Source organism: Flavobacterium sp. N2038 (assembly GCF_025947185.1).
In the GTDB taxonomy this organism is placed as follows: domain Bacteria; phylum Bacteroidota; class Bacteroidia; order Flavobacteriales; family Flavobacteriaceae; genus Flavobacterium.
The window spans coordinates 2,405,587-2,427,292 of sequence record NZ_CP110001.1; the positions used below are offsets into that span (position 1 = coordinate 2,405,587).

The window sequence follows — 21,706 nt, forward strand, 5'->3', positions numbered from 1 at the left end:
TGATGAAAAAAATACTATTATTAATAGCTGTTGTAAGCCTATCTTTTTCGTGCAGCTCAGATATTACAGACATAAATACTGATCCTAAAAAACCTAGCAGTACACAACCTGAATATTTATTTACCGGAGCTCAGAAAGCATTAGTAGATCAGGTAGTTACAACTAGTCAGGTTTTTAGGTTATTTTCGCAGCAATGGGCATCAACTACAATTCCTTCTACGAGTCAATACGTTATTCCAGATATTCCAGATGCACGTTTTACCGTATTTTACAGAGATGTGTTAAGAGATTTTTCTGCTGCAAAAACGATGATTCAAAATGCTGCTACTTCGAGCGCAGCATCTGATATAGCTATTAAGCAAAATAAACTGGCACTTATAGATATTTTAGAGGTTTACAGTTACAGTATGCTGGTAGATACCTTTGGAAATGTACCTTATTCTCAGGCTCTTGATATTAAGAATTATCCTTTGCCAGCTTATGATGATGCTAAAACTATTTATATGGATCTTATAGCAAGATTAATGGAAGATTCTGCCATATTGAGAGCAAATTCGGCTAATCCTAATTTTGGCAGTGCAGATATTATTTATGGCGGAAACGCGGCAAGTACTGCAAAATGGGCAAAATTTGCCAATTCATTAATTATCAAATTAGCTGTAACTATTTCAGATGTTGATCCTGCTTTTGCGGCGACTACCGTTCAGACTGCTCTTGCAGCGGGCCCGTTAGCAAGCAATGCTGATAATACCAAATTAACCTATTTGACGACTACAGGAAATCAAAACCCATTGTACAATACTTTAGTAACCAGCAATAGAAATGATTTCATTCCGGCTGAACCTTTTGTTGCAGCAATGGATGCTATAGTTCCCGGAGGTGACCCAAGGATGGCAAAATATTTTGTTAATGCTACCAATCCTGCACCAGCGCTTCCGGCAGGACGCACTTTTATAGGAGGTACTTATGGTGAAGCCAATGTTTTTTCGACCTATTCGCACATAACGACAACATTAAACAATCCGGTGTTTCCTGGTACTTTGTTTGATTATTCTGAATTGCAGTTTTTATTGGCTGAAGCGGCTGAGAAAAATTTAATTCCGGGAGGTTCTGCTAAAGCTAAAACATACTATGATGCAGGAATAACTGCTTCAATGTTAGATTGGGGAGTAGCTGCGACCGCTATCACAACTTATCTGGCAAGTCCTAAAGTAGCCTATACAAATGCTCAAAGTGGAGCAACGTACAAAGAAAAAATTGGTAATCAAGCTTGGTTTGCCCTTTATAACAGAGGATTTGAAGCATGGACATCTTATAGAAGATTAGATTTTCCAATTTTAAAATCACCTAATGCAGCCGTAAACAGAGGTATTCTGACTGTTCCTGTGCGCTATCTTTATCCTGGAGCCGAGCAGACAAAAAATGAAACCAACTATATTAAAGCAGCTAGTGATATTGGCGGTGATTTGATGAACACTAAACTATTTTGGGATAAATTTTAGTCCTGATAAGATTATGTTTTCTTAATTAAGATGACAATCTAAGATTGGATAACAATTCAATTTAAGATTACAGAAGATAAAAAAGTTTAGTTTTTAGCTAAAAAAAATAACCCCATTTATTTTTTGTAATTGGGGTTATTCTTTTTTACAGTATCAGACGATTTCAAGAAAACGATTCAAATAAAACAATATTAATTCAAATTTTACAGTATGAAAAACATACTTTATATAGCGCTGTTTTTTACTATAGGATTTCAAAATTGTAGCTCACAAGAGTTGCGATCTCCTAACGGAAATTTTATTATGGAGTTTGCATTACAAAATGATGGAACCCCGACTTACAATTTAGTATATAAAGGAAAAACAGTTGTAAAGCCTAGTAAACTAGGAATTGAACTTAAAGAAGATAAAAATATCAAAAAGTCATTATTGAATGATTTTACGATAAGCGATAAAAAAACGTCTTCATTTGACGAAACGTGGAAACCGGTTTGGGGCGAAGTATCCTCAATCCGTAATCAATATAATGAACTTGCTGTAACACTAAATCAAAATGAAACCAATAGGCAAATTGTTATTCGTTTTAGATTGTTTAATGATGGGTTAGGTTTCCGTTATGAATTTCCATCTCAAAAAAACCTGACCTATTTTGTTATAAAAGAAGAAAGGACACAATTTGCAATGACGGGAGATCATACCGCTTTTTGGATGCCGGAGATTATGACACTCAGGAATATGATTATACCACTTCTAAATTATCTGAAATAAGAGGACTTTTTCTAAAAGCAAAAAACAGAAACTTATCTCAGCTACCATTTTCTTTAACCGGTGTACAAACATCTCTGATGCTAAAAACAAACGATGGTTTGTATATCAACTTACACGAAGCAGCATTAATTAATTATTCTTGCATGCATTTGAATTTAGATGACAAGAATATGGTGTTTGAATCCTGGTTAACTCCAGATGCAAATGGCGATAAAGGGTATATGCAAGCTCCTGCAAATTCGCCTTGGCGTACCATTATTGTGAGTGATGATGCCAGAGAGATTTTAGCTTCTAAAATGACTTTAAATTTAAATGAACCTTGTAAAATTGAAGATACTTCCTGGATAAAACCAATCAAATATGTTGGTGTTTGGTGGGAAATGATTACAGGAAAAAGTTCATGGAGGTATACAGATGAATTGCCATCTGTACAACTTGGGATTACAGATTATTCTAAGGTGAAACCAAACGGAAGACATGCAGCAAACAATGAGAATGTCAAAAAATATATTGATTTTGCTGCAACAAACGGTTTTGATGCCGTTTTAGTCGAAGGCTGGAATGAAGGCTGGGAAGACTGGTTGGGCCGCTCCAAAGACTATGTTTTTGATTTTGTTACTCCGTATCCTGATTTTGATGTAAAAGGAATACATGAATATGCAAAATCAAAAGGAATAAAAATGATGATGCATCATGAAACTTCCGGATCTGTTCGTAATTATGAGCGTCATATGGACAAGGCTTATCAATTTATGAAAGATAATGGGTATGATGCTGTAAAAAGCGGTTATGTAGGCAGTATTCTTCCAAGAGGAGAAAACCATTATAATCAATGGATTGTAAATCATTATCAATATGCAATAGAAAAAGCGGCCGAGTATAAAATTATGGTCAATGCTCATGAAGCAGTAAGACCAACTGGTATTTGCAGAACTTATCCTAATTTAATCGGTAACGAATCTGCAAGAGGAGGGGAGTGTGAGGCTTTTGGCGGATCAAAACCAAATCATGTAACGATAATACCTTTTACCCGATTAATTGGCGGACCAATGGATTATACTCCGGGGATTTTTGAAATGGATATAAGCAAAATAAATCCACGCAATAAATCGCACGCTAACTGTACACTCTCAAATCAACTTGCATTATATGTAACGCTTTACAGTCCTTTGCAAATGGCTGCCGATTTACCCGAAAATTATAATAGATTTTCAGATGCTTTCCAGTTTATTAAAGATGTGGCGGTAGATTGGAGTGAAAGTAATTATCTTGAAGCGGAGCCAGGTCAATATATAACAGTTGCCCGTAAAGCTAAAGGAACCAATAACTGGTTTGTAGGGAATGTAAATGGAATTGAGCCTAGAACTTCCAACATTAATTTTGCTTTTTTAGAAAAAGGGAAAAAATACACGGCTACTATTTATGCAGATGGAAAAGAGGCCAATTACAAAACCAATCCGCAGGCTTACACCATTCGAAAAATAACAGTTACAAATAAATCTAAACTTTCTCAATTAAGTGCCTCTGGAGGCGGTTATGCTATAAGCATAATTGAAGATAAAAAATAAAAAATGTTTTAGGATTTTAGATGATATAAGCTCTTTCAATTATGAATCAAGACTTAGATTTGAAACTAGAATAAAAGTTAATTATTAAATTACAATCAGTGGGTTATATTAGTTATAAATAAAAAATCAAGAATATGAATTTGAATATAAAATTTTTGACAGTATTATTATTTGCGAACTTTTTTGCTTTTGCACAGACAAAAGGAGATGAATGGAATTTGACAGCAAATTCAAGAGAAAATTATTTTGGAGTGGCCATGGCAAATGGTAAGATTGGAATTGTTACAGACGATACACCTCTAAAAACAAAAGAAATTATTCTGGGTGGTGTCTATGATGCTAATCCTAAAAATGGAATTAGTAAAGTGGTAAGAGGAATTGAGTTTTTAAATCTGCATTTATCAATTGATAATCAAATGGTCGATGGTACTAATATTGATCACTGGAGTCAACAAGTTTCTATGAAAGAAGGAACAAGTACCACTTCGTTCCAATTTAAAGATTTGGCTCAAATTAAGTATACCATTTTAGCTAATCGTGTATTGCCTTATTCAGCAATGGCGATTGTTGAGATAGTACCAATGAAGGATATCGAAATAAGCGCATTTAATTATATGAATGTTCCCGAAGAAATGAAGACAGTCAAAAGCGAGTTTAGAGTGATGAAGAAAAAGAACTATGGAATACCTCTTTTTAGAACTATTGCTCAGACAAATACTGGTAAATGGACTGTTTCAGCTTCTACTACTTTTCTTTTTGATGGCAGCCAGGAATTAGTATCACAGAAGGGATCTGAAGTTGGTTTTTCGAAAAAAATACAGAAAGGAAAAAAATATCGTTTTGTAATTGCAGGAGGGATTTGTAATTCTAAAGATATTTTAGACCCGGTAAATGAAGCAGAACGTCAGGCTATTTATGCTTTTTCAGAAGGGATAGATAATTTAATCAATAAACATAAAAAAGCGTGGGCTAATTTATGGGAAACAGGTGATATTCAAATAGAAGGTGATTTAGACGCACAACAAAGAGTTCGATTTGCCTTATATAATTTATATTCCTTTATTCGCGAAGGCAGCAGACAAAGTATTTCACCTATGGGATTATCATCTCAGGGGTACAACGGACATATTTTTTGGGACACAGAACTTTGGATGTACCCATCGCTTTTAGCCTTACAGCCAGAATTAGCAAAATCGTGTTTAGATTACAGATCCGATAGATTGCAGAAAGCAAAACTGAAAGCATTTATTTATGGTTACGATGGAGCAATGTATCCTTGGGAGTCTGATGATACAGGTGAAGAAGCTACACCAACAAGTGCTTCAATGGGAATTTTTGAACAACATATTACGGCAGACGTTTCGATAGCTTTTTGGAATTATTATACCTTGACTCAAGATAAAGAATGGTTGCGTAAAGAATGGAATGTGATAAAAGAAACGGCTGATTTTTGGGTGAGCAGAGTTGTAAAAAATGCAGATGATAGTTATTCTATTTTGAATGTAGTTGGAGCTGACGAATATGCGCTAAATGTTGATGATAATGCTTTTACAAACGGAGCTGCTATTGAATCTCTCAAAAACACCATAAAAGCTGCTGAAATATTGAATGAACCAATTAACCCAAAGTGGATTGAAATTTCAAATAAATTAAAAGTTCATACTGAAAACGGAATTACTCAAAATTATAAAGGCTACAAAGGACAGCCAACAAAACAGGCCGATGTGAACTTGTTAGCATATCCATTGCATGTTGTAAATGATGAAAAACAAATCAAAGCAGATTTGGATTACTATGCTGCAAAAATTGATTTAAAAGATGGACCGGCAATGACTTTTGGTGTGTTCTCAGTTCTGTATTCACGTTTAGGTGACAGAAAGAAAGCATATGAATATTTTGTAAAATCATATTTGCCTAATAGCCGTCCGCCATTTGGAGTATTCTCAGAATCGGCCAATAGTAATAATCCGTATTTTGCTACCGGAGCAGGAGCAATGCTGCAAGCTGTTATTTATGGCTTTGGAGGTGTAGAACAAACCGATAACGGGTTGAAATTCAACAAAGGTTTGCTTCCTGAAAAGTGGAAATCTTTGAAGATAATTGGTGTTGGAACTGACAATAAAACAATTTTAATAAAATAATTTAAGGATTAAGATTGTTACAGTTTTTTTAAGTAATGTATCAACGACATAATTTTTGTTTAAAAGGGATGAATCTGTATTCATCCCTTTATTTTTAAGCCATAAAATATGCTCGAAATAGTTTTTTAGACTCTTTTTTTTTAGAAAGGAAGAGCAATAAGCAGCATTCTAAATAAAAAATCCTTTTTCTTTTGCTTCAATTATTAAAAGCATATCCAAACAAGAAGCAATAATAAAATGGAGGTTAACTTTTTTATAAAATGGGGGTCTGGAGCTTCGTGAATTGGTACTATATTAACCTTAAATTGATGTATGTTATCTGATTGTAGATGAAATAGTATTATGATGAAATAATCTTTTATTTTTAGTAAAATTTCAACAGAATACATGGAACCAATACAACTTATTTCAGATCATTTCATTGAAGAAAAATGTAATTTTAAAGAACTTATAGAAAGACTTCGAGCCGGGTTTTCGACTTCGGCTATCAATGTGCCTATGCGTCATCATCACGATTATCCTAATCCAAAAGAAGGTAATGACTCCACTTTACTGCTAATGCCGGCATTTCAGGCAGGTAAAGATTTAGGAGTAAAAATAGTTACAGTAAGTCCCGATAATGGGAAATATGATTTGCCTTCAATTCAGGGAACTTATATTTATCTTGATGGACATAAAGGAAATATAAAAGCAATTCTCGATGCAAAATCATTAACAGGTAAACGTACTGCAGCAACATCTGCTTTGGCCAGCAGTTATCTTTCGCGAAAAGATGCTTCGTCTATGCTGATGATTGGTACAGGAGCATTAGCCATAAATCTCATTCAGGCGCATGCTAGCGTAAGACCAATAAAAGAGGTTTATGTCTGGGGACGAACTATAGAAAAAGCACAATTGGTTTGCGATGCATTCAAAAATTCTTCACTTAGCTGTAAACCTGTTTCAACTATAGAAGAAGTTATTTCGCAGGTTGATATTATTTCGGCTGCGACTTTATCACCCGTTCCGCTTGTTTTTGGGAAATGGCTGAAAGCAGGACAACATTTAGATCTGGTTGGGGCGTACAAAAAAGATATGCGTGAGGCAGATGATGAAGCGGTTTTAAAATCGAGTATATTTCTGGATACTTATCAAGGCGGACTAAAAGAAAGCGGTGATATTTTGATTCCGTTGACTAGTGGAATTATCACAAAAGAAACGATCAAAGCAGATTTGTTTGAACTGTGCAGTAATACAAAATTAGGCAGAACATCTGATGCCGAAATCACCTATTTTAAATCTGTTGGACATGCTTTGGAAGATCTTGTTGCAGCTGGATATTTTTATGAAGAGTATAATTTAAAAACACAAAAAAATGTCTAATACCTACCAAAATATTTGTAATAATATTGACTACAAACCAAACGCAGATGTATTGCAGATTAAAACAATTGATATGCATACAGGCGGTGAGCCTTTGCGTGTAATTGTTTCCGGTTTCCAAAGCTTAAAGGGAATACTGTTTTAGAATACCGAAGAGATATAAAAGAAAACTACGATTATTTAAGAACAGCATTGATGTTTGAGCCTCGCGGTCATGCTGATATGTACGGCTGTATTTTGCTTCCGCCAAATGACGAGGAGGCAGATTTTGGTATTCTTTTTATGCATAATGAGGGATACAGTAGTATGTGCGGTCACGCCATTATTGCGATAAGTACGCTGGCGGCAAAAATGAATTGGATAACAGTAAAAGAAGGTGAGAATGAATTGAAAATTGATGCTCCGTGCGGTCGAATTTTTTCGTTTGTTACTATATTAAATGGCGAAGTAACAGGAGTAAGGTTTCATTGTGTGCCAAGTTTTGCAGTAGGTTTAGATCGTATTGCAAATGTTCCGGGTATTGGTGAGGTTGTTTACGATTTGGCTTACGGCGGCGCTTTTTATGCTTATGTTGATTTGAGAAAAAATACGCATTTAAATTTCGGATTAACCGAGGAAAATTACCGAGCTATTATTCAAAGCGGCGTAGACATAAAACATGCTGTAATGGATCAGGATAAAGAAATCAAACATCCGTTTGAGGAGGATTTAAGTTTTTTATACGGCACTATTTTTATCGATGAACCGCAGCATACTTCTAATCACAGTCGAAATGTTTGTGTTTTTGCCGATGGAGAAGTCGATCGTTCTCCAACAGGTTCCGGTGTTTCCGGAAGAATTGCGATCGAAAAAGCCAGAAATGCCATAAACCTGAATGAATTTATTACTATAGAAAGTATAACAGGAAGTACCTTTACAGGATCTCTTGTCAGGGAAGAAAAATTTGGCCCTTTCAAGGCAGTAATCCCGCAAGTTGAAGGAACGGCTTTTGTAACCGGAGTAAATACATTTTTAATAGATCCAAAAGATCCTATGAAGAATGGCTTTATACTGAGATAATAATTAATTTTATAACTAAATTTGATAACATGAGCCCGATATTGTATCGGGCTCATTCGTTTTAGACTTCATTTTATTTTAAGCCAGAGACTTTATGAGCTTTTCATTTTTTAGATTAGATTTGTTTTAAGAAGTTTAATAAAGTGATTCCCGAAAGCTTTTGAGATTGCGCAGCGTGTTTATGTAATTGAAGAACATGTAGAAGAGCGGGGGTAAGTATAAGGTTGTGGGGAGCGTTATAGAGCAACAGCTAATGATAAATCAAGAATTATTCTATGCAAAAAAAAGATAACGAGATAATGGGGATCTATAAGTCTTTAGAAAATACATTAAAATTAATGGTAGTTCCAAACTGTACTAACATTAATGAGAGAAATCATTTAATTGCATTTAATTTAGAAGAATTAGAGGGAGATTTTTATACCTTTCTGAATCCTATTAATATTAATAAACTGCATTCAGAAAATTTGATTGACAGTGAAGTTAAATTTATATTAGAACAACTATTTGTTCTTTTGCAAGATATTGAGAGTAAAGATTGGAATATTGATTCTTTTTTAGCTAATTCAAAATGGTTTGTAATACATAATCTAACTAAAGAGGTAACTCAAATTATGTCATAGTATTTCAGATTGGTTATGTTTCAAGGTTAAGAGTATTAGATTTTTAGATTTCTAATATATTGAAATAGAATAAATATTAGTAAAAAAGTAATTTAGAGAAGATAGTTCCCCTCTCCGCAAAGAGTTCCTTCTGAAAAGCTGTGCAATCCCAAAGCTTTCTGGGTAGATCTATTAATGAATATTTTCAAGAGGGATGAGGATCAAAAACAACACAGATATTCTATTGGACGGAAACTTTAAAACTACAATAATGAAAGTGATTTTACAGAGTACTATAATATCTCTCTTTGCTACTATTTTAGTGGGGTGTACTAATACTATAAAAAAGAATGAACTTGAAGGGATTTGGAAATCAGATGACGGAGCTGTTTTATTCTTATATGCGAATGGCACATATCATGCAAAACGGTTAAACCTATATCCAATTTTTGAGGATGAGAATTTCAAAAATAAAAAGACTAATTTAACTGGGAGATGGCAAATAGGAGAAACTGGAAATCAAAAAAAACAGACAATCGAATTATCGAGTAATTTAACATTCAAAGATTTTGATGTTGATGACACATATATCGATGAGAACGGCTCCAAACAAAGTTATAATATTCATTGTACCTTTATCATATCTGAAACAGGAATATTTGAATTTAAAAAAACTTATATTTTATATAGCCAAATTGGAGATCCTGATGATATGAATAGATATCAATTTAAGAAAATGAATTAAAATCAGCTTGCCACCGTTTCGCAAAAGAGTTCCTTATGAAAAGCTGCGCAATCCTGAAAGCTTGCGGGATTGTGCAGCGAAGAACGATGCGGTAATACTTTGCGGAGCGGGGGCTAATAACCATAATGGTGTAGGAAGTAATCAGATTGAAGGATTTTATAATATGGCTGGATATACTACAAACTCTTTTTCTGGGAATATTACAGCAAGTAATGGACTGCCATGGATAGCAAACGAAATGCGAAATAATAGAGTTGTACAATTAGGATGGTATCCTGATTCATCAGTTTCTTCTGGACATGCAAGTCTTGTGACAAGAATAAAGTATTTAGAAGATTTTTCTAAATATAGGATTTATCTTATAGATCCGGCTAGCCATGCTACTAGTGCAACGTTTGACAATATTTATCAAATTTTTAGTGTAAAACGATGAAACATAAAATATATTTAATAATCATGATTTTAACTAGTCATTTTCTTTCAGCTCAGTTAATACATCATTCAAAAGAGGAAAAAGAAGCTTTTTTATTAGGAATGTTTAATCATTATAATGGAGATGTTTTAATTCCGGAACATCCTGTTTTGAAAAACAGATTAACGTTTTTTCTCAACAAAAAAGTGATCAAAACTTTTAAAGACAGCATTTCGTGTTATGCTTTAGAAAATAATTTTAAATATATTTTTAAAAATGACAGTTTTACAGAATTGTATAAATTAGAGGATAATAATCCTTTTGAAAAGTATTATAAGAGAAAGCGATGGACAAAAGATTTTTATTTTGACGAAAAAGATGATAAACAATATAAACTTTATTTTTTGCAATTAGATAGAAAAGCATTTAAACGAGATGGGGTAAGAATGGCTTTTTTGTTAGGTGCTTTTATTAATAATGGAAAAATAATTAATGACAATGAATATTCCTTTGTTGGTAGTACGGTATTTATTGATTTTATAATCGATCTTTTGAGAGACCTAAAAATTGAAATTATAGAGACTGAAATTTCAAATAAAAAAACTCTGGGAGGAATGAAAGAGGTAAAGTTTAGCCCCTTGAATGAATTTAAAAATTTAGTTGCGAGAAATAAAAAATTTTGGGAATAACCGCTCTGCAAAGAGTTCCAGATTTGAAAAGAAAAGCCCTCGCTTCGCAAAGAGTTCCTTATGAAAAGCTGCGCGTTCTAGAACACTTCGTAGAGCTGGGGAGCGGTGTAAATAATTCTAATTAATATGAGACCATATTTTATTCTTCTAATTTTGTTTATTTATTCTTGTTCCAAGAGTAAAAATAATGTTGAATTAGAAATAGTTTCTACCAAAATAGTATTTTCAAGACTTGACAATGGTAAGAAAAAAAATATTATTAGTTATAAAATTACCAATAATACTTCCTGTGATTATTATTTTAATGCATACAGCCTTTCAAAGTTAACATGGAAGATAAAAGGTCTGCAACTCAGTAATGTTTTCTTTCAAATTATGGATGAAAATGGTAATCATACTGAATATAACCACAAGGAATATTTGCCGGCTGAAGAATTTGTTGCCTGTAAACAAATAAATTATAATAGAGAAGAGAAGGAAATAAAAGAATTAAACTATTCGATTTCTCCAGATTATAAAAATTTAATAGATAAAAATAATTTTTTACTCAAACAAGGCGAATCTAAATATTTTGAAATTCTGTACTATTTTCCAGATTCAAATTATTCATCAGTAAATCTTGATAAGAACAAAAGGTATTTTTTTAAAATATTGATTTATAGTGATAGCACAAATTATAAGAAGTTTTTATCTAGACCAATACTTAAAACAATTGATGAAAATGATTATAAAGTTTATCACGGAATAATCGAAAGTAAGAATACTGTACCTATAGAGTTTGTGAAGTAAGTTGGTTTTCCGTTCCTGAATCCTTTCATGTTACTCCCGCCCCGCAAAGAGTTTCTTATGAAAAGCTGCGCAATCCCGAAAACTTTCGGGACTGACTTTGCGCATTTTTTTTTCTATCCTAGAAAGCTTTTTTTGATACTGCTGATTGTGACTTCGCAAAATCTAAATTTCAGAAGCTGTTTTTTGCTGACTTTCCACCTGAATCTAATCATCTATTTTCAATTTTTATAATCACGTAGAACTACGTGTACAACTTTGAGTTTAATTGTCTTATTTTACTTATATATTGTAATGTAAAAATAGCTAAAAATGGAAAATCAAAATCAATTTGACGGTCTGGAAACTTTCGATCATATCGTAGTTCTGATGCTAGAAAACCGTTCTTTCGACAATTTATTAGGCTATCTGTACCAGAACGATGAGATAACGCCAAAACAATCTTTTGACGGACTCTATAACCCGAAAGTTGATTATGCGAATCCCATTCCCCCGAGAGCTAGCAAGGATCCCGGTAAAACGAGTATTTCTCCTTCGCGTGCGGTTAATTATTCGGTGCCATATCCGGATCCGGGTGAAGAATATCCTCATGTTAATACCCAACTTTTTAATAGTATTAGACCTGACTGCAACATTGGTAAGCTTGATGACAGAATGAAGGCACCTTACAATTTGCCTGCTTCCCCAATTACACCTCTTATGAATGGGTTTGTCAACGATTATGAAAATAATCTAAGATCAACCTACAATATTGATCAGCCTACACCCGAACAGTATGAGGTAATCATGCAGTGTTTTCAGCCAGACCAGATTCCAGCAATGGCAACTTTAGCAAAAGAATTTGCGGTTTTTGATCATTGGTATTGCTCAGTGCCAAGTCAGACCTATTGCAATCGGGCGTTCTGGCATGCGGCAAGCTCAGGAGGCAAAGTGATTAATCCGCTTGGTGAAGACGGAAGTGGTTTTTCCGGCATTGATGGTGATTTGAAGGGTATGGATTCGTGGATAAAAGAGGTTTGGTCATTGCCAACTATTTTTGATCGTATGAATGACAATAATATTTCATGGAAAGTTTATTCGCCTATTGCTCCTCTGAGTCTGACATATATTGTAAACGGGACTGGAGAAGGAAAAGACAATACGCATGGACATCTTGATTTTTTCTACGATTTAGAATTTGGAACGTTGCCACAATACTCGTTTGTAGAACCTCAGTTTCTTCATAAACACAACGATCAGCATCCATCGGCAGTACATCATGAATTAACTACGGGCACGGTAAAATTAGGAGATGAACTAATTAGAGAAGTTTATAATGCCATCAAAAGAAGTCCAAAAAGAGACAAAATACTTTTTATTATCACTCATGATGAACATGGAGGCTGTTATGATCATGTTGCTCCGCCAAATACGGTGCCACCTGTTGAAGGTATGAAAGGGGAGTGTGATTTTACCTTTGATCGTCTTGGTGTCCGCGTTCCTATGATAATGGTATCTTCCTATATTCAGCCAAAGACGATAATCAACGGACAATTTGAGCATACTTCATTCATAAAAACAGTTTGTCAGAAATGGGGAATGGATCCGCTCACCGATAGGGATAAAAGCCCTGAAGTTTTACCATTTACGGAAGTTTTCTCCAATCAGAAAAGAACAGATTGGCCCGATATTCCATCAGAAATGAGCTTAAAGGAATTACTTCCGGAAGTCGACACAAGCGGTGATCCATTAAACGGACTTCAAAAATCCATGTTAAGCAGTCTGTTACACATCGAAAAAATGAAAGCTCTTGGTAATACTCAAAAAGAAGAAATACAAACTATTGGAGATATGATGGAATTTATCAAGAGATTTCAGTAAAACCAATTGTAGTATGATTCTGCTATAAAGCTTAAGAGTATTGTAAAGATTGAAAATTTAAATTGCCATGAAACAAGAAAACCTGCAAATCCTTGGATTTGCAGGTTTTACCACTATTTTTTTCGGGTTTTTGAAAAGATTAAAAAAGAGGTTTTTTTACTTTTACCCTTTTATTGGTGAGAGTATGATTTGAACTTTAAGTTCGAATCCTATAATTAGAAATCATTTGATTATAAAAAATACAATCGATGTGTTCCTTATCTTAATTTTCCAACAAATATTACACTTCCGCCAATCGCCTCAGAAATTGCTTCAAAATCAGCAGCTCCTTTTTGTTTCAAAAGGCTGAATTTACCGTCAGGAGCAGTGATATTACCATAATATTCTACACCATCAATTGTACCAACAGTATAAACGGTACCGTATTTTTCAAAAGAAGTAAAAGGTTCCACTTTTAATGTTTTTAAATCTACAAGAGCAAATTTTGTTGGAGCATTATACCAGTCAGCAGGTTTTGCCGGTGGAGTAAATGTATTGTCTAAGTATTGAGCAAGAGCTTTATCTCCGTGAACATACGCCACAACATTTACTGAATGCGCATTTAGAGCAGCTTTTAAATCTACAAAAAAGTTAGGATCAAATGTTCCGTTAGGATTTACTTTTAATAATCCGCTTGTAGTTGGATTACCAGTTACAGTACTATAATCTAATGAAATGGCACTTTCACGAGATGGTCTGTAATACAGTGAACCATCAGTTCCTTTTGCAAACGTATGATACCCCATCGACATACGAGAATCTTTAACATAAGTAACTGCTTTTGTTGTTAAATCAAAAACGGCAATTTGTGCATATTGTAGAAACCTGTTATAATCAGTAGGAGTTGCAGCAATTGGTAAGATGATTTTTTTTGCAGAAGTAACATAACTCATATAAGTTGCTGTTTTGATACCTGCATCATTACTAAATGGCAATGGAGTAACGGCTATAGTTTCTGTGATAGCCATAGTTGTTGGGTTGAACTTAATAATTTTGCCATCATTTAAGGCAAAGAAATAAGCTTCTGTCTCAGACACGAAAGCAGGAGGACCAAAAGTACCACTAACACCTGTACCTGTAAGACTTAAAGCATCTGAAGCCGAAATTTTCATATCATTACTTACATTGTATTTGGTTAAGGTTGATGCTGTACCATTCCAAACATAAGGGTGTTCGCCATAGGAATAAATTGTAGCACCCGGACCTATCTCTGTCATCGTTTTGTAATCAAGAGTTGAAGGGAATTTGTCGTATGCTCCTAAATAAAAAACTCTGCCTCCGGGAGTATTTACACGTACTGACGCTATAACTGCCGGGTTATTACCCTGACCTTCATCTTTCTTAGAATCATCTGAACTACATGATGTTAATGCAAATACCGAGCACATTATGGCTAATGCAGCATGTTTTATAAAAAATCGATTTGTTTTCATACGTATTGATTATATATATAATTAAAATTGAGTTACTAATTTGATATTAAATGATCTTCCTGGTTTTTGAACACCAAAAAAGTCATAATTTTTTTCATTACTTAAGTTTTGTATTTCGGCTGTCAGGGCATATCTAACCTTATTTATGCTATTATGATAGGTCGTGCCAAGATCAAAAAATTGCTGACTTGGAATCACAAATGGATTTGCTGAAGCGCTTTCCCAGCTTCTATAAAATTCATAAACATATCTTGCATCAAGAAAAAGAGATAATTTATCTGCCTTGTCAATGACGTTGAGAAAAGAATAATTAACACCTGCGTTAGCAAAAAAATAGGGCTGATTAGGTACTCGGTCTCCTTTGTAAGCTGCAAATATTCCTTCGTCTGAGTCATTATAAAAATGCTGATACGTACTGTTTGCGTTAAACGAAAGTTTACCGTTTTTAGAAGTCCAGTTTCCGGAAACTTCAATTCCTTTAGAAGTAGCTGCAAATACATTCTGATAAATATTGTTGCGGTCTATACTTGGAACAAACAAGATTTGGTTGTCTATCTTTCTTAAAAAGACATTGGTTTGCACTTGCCAGCTGCTCGTTTCATAATTTTCTTTTGACTTGAAAAAAAGTTCAAAATTGACGTTATGACTGCGTTCAGGTTTTAAATTGATATTGCCTTGTATGAATTGTCCGTCTCCGAACAACTCATCGGTCTGAGGCAGACGGGTAGCATATTCATAGGTTAGTCTGGTAGAAAACTGTTCATTGAACTTAAAACGAAATCCATTTCCAAAACCAAAATAGTTTACACTTCGGTTTTCTTTTATTGTTGTATTATTAGAAGGGATCTTCTCCTCAGAACTGATTTTTTGTAAATAATTTTTAGCAAAGAAAACATTCTCTAATTTTTCATTAAAGGCATTTATTTTAAAGTCTGCGCCATTAATCCATGTAAACAAATCTCTTACTGCACTGGCCGGATCATAGCCATTAATAAGTCTGTCATCTCCGGTTTGTTTGGAGTAGGTAGGTGCCGAAGTAAAACTTACGGCATATTGATTATTGATTTTCCATGAAGCTTTCAGACGCGAAAAAACATCATTATTCCAGGTATAGGTATCACTTGGACCGGTAGATTCTGAAATCTCTCCGCTGACATTTCCGGCAGACCCCTCAATACGCTCGCCATACCAATTGTAAACAAAATCAGATACATCTGTAAATTGACGTTCTCTGTAATTATAACCTGAAATAAAATCTACTTTAAAATTTTCACCAAAGTCATTGCGATACGTAAGGACAGATCCAGCCGATTTTCTATACGTCATAACCTCTCCGTAAGGAACTCCAACCATTAATTGATTATGCTGAATTTCCTTTGTGTAGTCGGTATAAAATCCTTCGATACTCAATTCTTTTGCCCAGATTCGGTCTTTTACTCCCGTTATTAACTGCATGCCGAAGCCTTTGTATGCATCATGAAATCGCGGTACTGTTACATTTTTAATCTTTCCGGCATTGTCAGCAACATCAACATCTACCTTATAATTATTTTGAGAAGTGTCGTAAAATCCGCTTCCTTTAATAAAAAATCCGGTCTTTTGATTGTAATTGCTAAGAATTAGAGATGTTCGGTAAGTTCCAAAAGATCCCGCCTGAGCTGAAAAAGACCCGCTGAAGCCAGACTTTATTTTTGGAGTAATTAAATTGACAGCACCACCAAGAGCATCTGCTCCAAATTCGATAGGAACCACTCCCTTATAAACCTCCACACGATCAATTAAATTTACCGGAACTGTTGAAACCCCAAAAGTATAACCATGATATTCCAACGGAATACCTTCTAAGAAAAACCGGATTTGATTTCCTGTTAATCCATTCATCGAAAAGCTTGTTCTGGAACCTAAACCGCCGCTGCGTCTTACACTTATGCCTTGGGTCTGAGCAAGTACTTCGCCCAAATCTGCAGTTTGAAACTTAGCTTCCCGCATTTCTATTACCGAAACGGCTTGTGCTGTTTGCTCTTTTTTTTGTTTTTCAGATATACTCTTTACAACTACGTCATTTAATTTCTCGGCATCTTTCGATGTTTTATCCTCTTTTTCCAGAATAATAGTAACCGTAGTATTTGATTGATTTTCTAAAATAACGGTTTGTTTCTTTGAAATGTACCCATCTAAACTCACCTCAATTGTATATCTGCCATTTTTCAGATTTTCTATCTGATAAAATCCGTCAGAATTTGTTTCTGCATTTATTTTGGTGTCTAAAAGATGGATATTGACTCCTGCTAACGGGTTTCCGAATTCATTATTTATTTTGCCTGAGATTTTGTTTTGTGCCATCAAAAATGTTGACGAGAATATAAAGAGCAATGCTATTTTAAGATTCATGAAATATACTTAGAATTATACACTATTTTTATTTAGAATAAATAAAGATTCAAAAGTATGAAATTATCTATTAATAATAACCAAATAGTATATAAAATATATTAATTTTTAATTTAAAGCCTCTATGATTTTTGATTTTTGGTTCTTTTTTCTGAGGAAATCTAAAAGTATTTGAACAGAAAAAGTCAGTATAATATAAAGTACTATAAGTGCCAGTACAGTTGATATTCCATTCTCTCTAAAACCAAAGATGCCTTTACCCCAGGAAATTAGAATCCATTGTGTCATGTACATTGAAGTGAGGTTCTTACTGCAATATTTTAATAGTTTTATAAATTTATTTTCTTTGACATTTATAGATATTTTAAAAATAATCCATAGGAAAATTAATGTCCAGCCTGCGAAATAAACAACACCGCCCGGGCCCATATGGTAAAAACCATTGTAATTATAAGCTCCGTAGATAAAAACCAATGGCGCACCCAAAGCAAGAAACAAAAAGCTGGTATACAGCATGTTTTTAAACAATTTAGGACTGTCATAATTAAGTTCCTGGTACCATTTGCCAAAAAACATTCCTATGATAATAAAAGACATCCACGGAAAAACAGGAAAATAAATGTATGCCGGAAAATCATTACTGAAAAGTAGATCCAGCACATAATTAATAACAGGATAATCTATATTGATGCCGCTGACTTCTCTGGATACTAATGCTATTAACAGGCCTATGGCTAAGATTACATATTTATTGGTGACATATTTTCTAATAAAACCAATGAACAGCAAAGACATTCCTGCTAATTGAAGAATATCACCCAATAGCATCAAATATATATATTGCTGCTCTATTGGCCCATGCCATCCGTATCTTTGTATAAAATTATCTGGCGCAAAACCAAAAATGACAGGAAAAATGAACTTTAAAAAATTCATGAAAAGAGCAGCAGCTAAAAGCAGTCCGCCACGTTTTAAAGAACTTTTAAGGCTTTGATGACGAGAGGTCATAAAGGTTATTCCCATACAGATTAGAAAAATAGAAGTTCCTCTGCCCAGAAAAACAATAAAACTCCCAATAAAGGTTTCCGACTGTGATTTGACATCTGCAAATGTCAGTAGTGTATGTATGATTATCATGCCTATAACACTCATTCCTTTTATTAGATCCAGTGCTGCAATTCTTTTACTTTGCTGTTCCATAGTTCTTTATTTTTAATCTTTATGTCTTATAACCTATTAGTTATTAAATAGTTGAAATTACTCTGTAACCGTTTTTACAGCTGCTAGTGAATTTTCGTTTTCATTGATATGTCTATTTAAAGCAGGATAATCTACTTTACCATTAACAGTCAGTGGTATCTGATCGAAATAATAGTTTTTTAATGAACTGGCATGTAATCCCAGTTTTTCCTTTAACAGTTGTGTAATGGTTTGACGCAGTAAAGATGGATCCTGATGTATGATTCCGAGATATTTATCCTGAACACTTATACAGATGAAAGTTTGTCCACCTAATTCATTTTTTAGTAAAACTTCAACTTCATCAAGGTTTAAACGAACTCCGAATAGTTTTATAATGCGTTTAATGCGTCCCTTAATATGATAATAACCCAATTCATCTTTTTCTGCCAAATCACCGGTATAAAGTTTGTCAGTATGATTATAATCCTGTAAATCAAAAATGTTGTTAGCATAACCTCCGGAGACATTGGGGCCGTAATAAATAAGTTCTCTTGTTTTTTCATCAATTTCAAACCTTCCGTTTTTTACAGGAAAACCTATAGACGTTCCTTTAGTTTGGAAATCTTTTGGCGGTAAAAAAGCCATTCTGCCGCTGGCTTCGGTTTGTCCGTATTGTGCGAAAAACTGTTTGCCATAAATTTGGGTATAATCTGAAATGACGTTTGCCAATTCTTTATTCATCATTCCTCCTGTGTGGGTCAAATAACGTACAGAAGGAGTGTCTTTTTTAAAGAAACCAAAACGATGCAGTAACTCATAAAAATAAGGAACACCGCTTAGTGTAGAAAAACCATACTCGGCAAGATCTGACCAAAATTCTTTTTGAAGCGCATCCCTGTCAGTACATACAATTGTATTTGCTTTGATGCAATTTGTTGTAAAAATTGAAAAGCCGTAGACAAAATTAACAGGTACATTTAACGGAACAACATCGTGTTCCGTTATTGGCATGTACTCCATGATAGATAAGGCATTCTGAACCAGATTGTGATCTGAAATCTTAACAAATTTAGGTGACCCTGTAGTTCCTGAAGTGCTCATTAAAAGCTTAATATCACCATGAATAGGAGACAGAAGAATTTCTTTTCTTTTAAAGACTGAAATAGCTGCAGATACCTGTTTTAACTCATATTCTTCAACCACTGTCCTTGACGGATCGAAGATATAAGCAGGTCTGTATTCATTTTCAAGATTTTGCTTAAACGCAGGATGTAATCCCGCGTTAAGCAATGCTACTGTGTACTTTTTTTGATAAAAATTCAAAAACGTTTCAATTGCCGGCAGCTGATTGTCATTATAAATAAAAACAACTGCACGCAAATTTTCAATGTCTAAAGATTCATGTAAATCGGCAAACGTTTTAACAACTTTGGTTTTTGCATCTATAAAATTTAATTTTTTATTTTTTTGAATTAAATCATAAAGTCCCATAGTTTCTTCTTTTGAATTATTGGATTTCAACACCGTTTTTCTTCAATATTGCTTTTATTTTATCAACGCTTCCCATTTCCAGAATGTCTTCCATCGGAATTGAAACATTATAAAATTTCTCCAGCTCATCAACCAAAAGCAAATGACTCATGGAATCCCATTCTACAATACCCTGGTATTCTAAATCAGCTGTAATGGATTCTACCGGTATTTCAAATGCAGTTGCAAATACTTGATGTAATTCTTGTGTTGTGCTCATAATAATCTTGTTTTAATTTGTTTATACTTTGTTATTTTTAAACTTTAGTTAATTTCCATTTTCCTGTTCTGAATATCGTAATACAGCCAAATGCCAGTACCAATTCTGAAATTAAGATGGCAGCAAAAATGCCTTTTGGACCAAAACCTAATGCTACTCCAAAGACATAGGAAAGCGGTATTTGTATCACGTAAAACATAAGAATGTACAGCATGGTAACAATCATTACTTTTCCGGCAGCATTAAGCGCTCTGGAAATGACCATGGTGTAACCTAATAATACATAGGCAATAGAAATAATGTGAATGTAAGTTGTGCTGTTGTCGACTACTTCGGGCACATCAGAAAAGATTCTGACAACGGGATCTGCTATAAAAATCCATACTATTGCCACCGAAATCAAAAAGCACATATTGATCATGCCTGCCCGCCAAACTGATTTTTCGGCTCTATCGGGCTGCTGTGCGCCCAAATTTTGTCCGGTTAAAATTCCTGCAGCATTGCCAATACCCCAAGCCGGAGTAGTGGCTATCGAAGCAACTCGCTGTGCTATTATATAACCTGCCAGTGCATTGCCTCCAAAATGAGAAACAATTTTGATCATAAACAGCCAGCTCGATGCAGGAATCAAATACTGCAGCATGCCTCCAAAAGCAAGTCTCAGTACTTTATTGAATATTTCGCGATGAATTGCCAGCTGTTGTTTTCCAATTTGAATAATGGTTGTTCCTTTAATTAAATGGAAAGCCTGATAACTGAGTCCTGTAAAACGGGCTAGAGCGGTAGCGATACCAACGCCTAAAAGCCCATAGGCAGGAACAGGACCCCACCCAAAAATAAGCAGCGGACACAGAAGTATGTTTAATATATTAGACAGCCAAAGTGTGCGCATTGCCATAGAAGCATAACCCGCACCTCGGAAAATACCATTTAGCGCAATACGGATAATAATGAAGCCGCAGCTGGCAAACATTACTTTTGCATACAAACTGCCTTGTTTTATCATTTCTGGAGAAAGTCCTACGAGACTTAATATTTCATCACTCCATATAAAACATATTAAGCTTATTACAACACCGCAAATAACACTTATGTTTACTACCTGTCCGGCTGTAACACTTGCTTCTTTAAAGTTCTGCTCGCCAACGCGCCTTGCAATTAAGGTCGAAGCGGCAATGCTTAAACCTATAGAGACGGAATAAGAAAAGCTGATAACAGACTCTGTGGAACCAACAATAGAAACTGCCGATGCCCCAAGTTTACTCACAAAAAATAAACTGGCACAAACAAAAACAGATTCCATTACCAGTTCTAAAACCATAGGAACGGCAAGCAGGACAATTGCTCTATTAATACTGCCTGATGTGAATTTTTTCTCTCGGCCTAATACTGCGGTAAGAAACAAATCAGTATAGGA

The 21,706-nt window shown here is 34.4% G+C and carries 17 protein-coding genes and 1 pseudogene; 12 read left to right on the top strand and 6 right to left on the bottom strand.

Translation table 11 applies throughout. From position 1 onward, the window contains the following. Nucleotides 1-2 precede the first annotated feature (2 nt). From OLM51_RS10810 to OLM51_RS10865, 12 genes and pseudogenes are all read left to right on the top strand, one after another. On the top strand, nucleotides 3-1,502 hold the full coding sequence (locus OLM51_RS10810; protein ID WP_264550635.1) for a SusD/RagB family nutrient-binding outer membrane lipoprotein: 1,500 nt from the start codon (nucleotides 3-5) through the stop codon (nucleotides 1,500-1,502). 210 nt (nucleotides 1,503-1,712) lie between these two features. Further along, nucleotides 1,713-3,838: pseudogene (locus OLM51_RS10815) on the top strand (glycoside hydrolase family 97 protein). A 134-nt stretch (nucleotides 3,839-3,972) separates the two neighbouring features. Then, nucleotides 3,973-5,979, top strand: coding sequence for a glycosyl hydrolase family 95 catalytic domain-containing protein (locus OLM51_RS10820; protein ID WP_264550636.1), 2,007 nt, complete (start codon nucleotides 3,973-3,975; stop codon nucleotides 5,977-5,979). A gap of 387 nt (nucleotides 5,980-6,366) precedes the next feature. Next, complete coding sequence (locus OLM51_RS10825) at nucleotides 6,367-7,341, top strand: ornithine cyclodeaminase family protein (protein WP_264550637.1); 975 nt, start codon at nucleotides 6,367-6,369, stop codon at nucleotides 7,339-7,341. Next, nucleotides 7,334-7,486 carry a hypothetical protein gene (locus OLM51_RS10830; RefSeq protein ID WP_264550638.1) on the top strand — a complete coding sequence of 51 codons (153 nt, stop codon included), beginning with the start codon at nucleotides 7,334-7,336 and terminating at the stop codon, nucleotides 7,484-7,486. Before OLM51_RS10825 ends, OLM51_RS10830 begins: the two co-directional genes overlap by 8 nt. A 14-nt stretch (nucleotides 7,487-7,500) precedes the next feature. Next, nucleotides 7,501-8,400, top strand: a complete 900-nt coding sequence (locus OLM51_RS10835; protein ID WP_264554284.1) for a proline racemase family protein — start codon at nucleotides 7,501-7,503, stop codon at nucleotides 8,398-8,400. 275 nt (nucleotides 8,401-8,675) lie between these two features. Next, nucleotides 8,676-9,023 carry a hypothetical protein gene (locus tag OLM51_RS10840; protein ID WP_264550639.1) on the top strand — a complete coding sequence of 116 codons (348 nt, stop codon included), beginning with the start codon at nucleotides 8,676-8,678 and terminating at the stop codon, nucleotides 9,021-9,023. Nucleotides 9,024-9,273: 250 nt separating this feature from the next. After that, on the top strand, nucleotides 9,274-9,747 hold the full coding sequence (locus OLM51_RS10845) for a hypothetical protein (RefSeq protein ID WP_264550640.1): 474 nt from the start codon (nucleotides 9,274-9,276) through the stop codon (nucleotides 9,745-9,747). 7 nt (nucleotides 9,748-9,754) lie between these two features. After that, the gene (locus tag OLM51_RS10850; protein WP_264550641.1) at nucleotides 9,755-10,180 is read left to right on the top strand and encodes a hypothetical protein; all 426 of its coding nucleotides are present in this window, start codon (nucleotides 9,755-9,757) and stop codon (nucleotides 10,178-10,180) included. Then, a complete protein-coding gene (locus tag OLM51_RS10855) occupies nucleotides 10,177-10,848 on the top strand; it encodes a hypothetical protein (RefSeq protein ID WP_264550642.1) in 672 nt (223 codons plus the stop codon). Before OLM51_RS10850 ends, OLM51_RS10855 begins: the two co-directional genes overlap by 4 nt. A 126-nt stretch (nucleotides 10,849-10,974) precedes the next feature. Further along, nucleotides 10,975-11,637 carry a hypothetical protein gene (locus tag OLM51_RS10860; protein WP_264550643.1) on the top strand — a complete coding sequence of 221 codons (663 nt, stop codon included), beginning with the start codon at nucleotides 10,975-10,977 and terminating at the stop codon, nucleotides 11,635-11,637. Nucleotides 11,638-11,946: 309 nt separating this feature from the next. After that, the gene (locus tag OLM51_RS10865) at nucleotides 11,947-13,494 is read left to right on the top strand and encodes an alkaline phosphatase family protein (protein ID WP_264550644.1); all 1,548 of its coding nucleotides are present in this window, start codon (nucleotides 11,947-11,949) and stop codon (nucleotides 13,492-13,494) included. A 257-nt stretch (nucleotides 13,495-13,751) separates the two neighbouring features. Here OLM51_RS10865 and OLM51_RS10870 read toward each other — a convergent pair whose 3' ends face one another. From OLM51_RS10870 to OLM51_RS10895, 6 genes are all read right to left on the bottom strand, one after another. Continuing rightward, complete coding sequence (locus OLM51_RS10870) at nucleotides 13,752-14,966, bottom strand: hypothetical protein (protein WP_264550645.1); 1,215 nt, start codon at nucleotides 14,964-14,966, stop codon at nucleotides 13,752-13,754. Between the two features lie 21 nt (nucleotides 14,967-14,987). Further along, the gene (locus OLM51_RS10875) at nucleotides 14,988-17,357 is read right to left on the bottom strand and encodes a TonB-dependent receptor (RefSeq protein WP_264550646.1); all 2,370 of its coding nucleotides are present in this window, start codon (nucleotides 17,355-17,357) and stop codon (nucleotides 14,988-14,990) included. A gap of 108 nt (nucleotides 17,358-17,465) precedes the next feature. Continuing rightward, entirely contained in the window at nucleotides 17,466-18,557 is a 1,092-nt protein-coding gene (locus OLM51_RS10880; RefSeq protein ID WP_264550647.1) for a DUF1624 domain-containing protein, read from the bottom strand. 57 nt (nucleotides 18,558-18,614) lie between these two features. Then, a complete protein-coding gene (locus tag OLM51_RS10885) occupies nucleotides 18,615-20,060 on the bottom strand; it encodes an AMP-binding protein (RefSeq protein WP_264550648.1) in 1,446 nt (481 codons plus the stop codon). Further along, nucleotides 20,047-20,289 carry an acyl carrier protein gene (locus OLM51_RS10890; RefSeq protein WP_264550649.1) on the bottom strand — a complete coding sequence of 81 codons (243 nt, stop codon included), beginning with the start codon at nucleotides 20,287-20,289 and terminating at the stop codon, nucleotides 20,047-20,049. The genes OLM51_RS10885 and OLM51_RS10890 overlap by 14 nt, the downstream gene beginning before the upstream one ends. Before the next feature lie 37 nt (nucleotides 20,290-20,326). Continuing rightward, nucleotides 20,327-21,694 carry an MATE family efflux transporter gene (locus OLM51_RS10895; protein WP_264550650.1) on the bottom strand — a complete coding sequence of 456 codons (1,368 nt, stop codon included), beginning with the start codon at nucleotides 21,692-21,694 and terminating at the stop codon, nucleotides 20,327-20,329. Nucleotides 21,695-21,706: the final 12 nt, after the last annotated feature.

Coding starts and splice junctions, on each gene's coding strand:
- OLM51_RS10810 (WP_264550635.1), top strand. CDS start 3: ATGAAAAAAATACTATTATTAATAGCTGTTGTAAGCCTATCTTTTTCG.
- OLM51_RS10820 (WP_264550636.1), top strand. CDS start 3,973: ATGAATTTGAATATAAAATTTTTGACAGTATTATTATTTGCGAACTTT.
- OLM51_RS10825 (WP_264550637.1), top strand. CDS start 6,367: ATGGAACCAATACAACTTATTTCAGATCATTTCATTGAAGAAAAATGT.
- OLM51_RS10830 (WP_264550638.1), top strand. CDS start 7,334: ATGTCTAATACCTACCAAAATATTTGTAATAATATTGACTACAAACCA.
- OLM51_RS10840 (WP_264550639.1), top strand. CDS start 8,676: ATGCAAAAAAAAGATAACGAGATAATGGGGATCTATAAGTCTTTAGAA.
- OLM51_RS10845 (WP_264550640.1), top strand. CDS start 9,274: ATGAAAGTGATTTTACAGAGTACTATAATATCTCTCTTTGCTACTATT.
- OLM51_RS10855 (WP_264550642.1), top strand. CDS start 10,177: ATGAAACATAAAATATATTTAATAATCATGATTTTAACTAGTCATTTT.
- OLM51_RS10860 (WP_264550643.1), top strand. CDS start 10,975: ATGAGACCATATTTTATTCTTCTAATTTTGTTTATTTATTCTTGTTCC.
- OLM51_RS10865 (WP_264550644.1), top strand. CDS start 11,947: ATGGAAAATCAAAATCAATTTGACGGTCTGGAAACTTTCGATCATATC.
- OLM51_RS10870 (WP_264550645.1), bottom strand. CDS start 14,966: ATGAAAACAAATCGATTTTTTATAAAACATGCTGCATTAGCCATAATG.
- OLM51_RS10875 (WP_264550646.1), bottom strand. CDS start 17,357: ATGAATCTTAAAATAGCATTGCTCTTTATATTCTCGTCAACATTTTTG.
- OLM51_RS10880 (WP_264550647.1), bottom strand. CDS start 18,557: ATGGAACAGCAAAGTAAAAGAATTGCAGCACTGGATCTAATAAAAGGA.
- OLM51_RS10890 (WP_264550649.1), bottom strand. CDS start 20,289: ATGAGCACAACACAAGAATTACATCAAGTATTTGCAACTGCATTTGAA.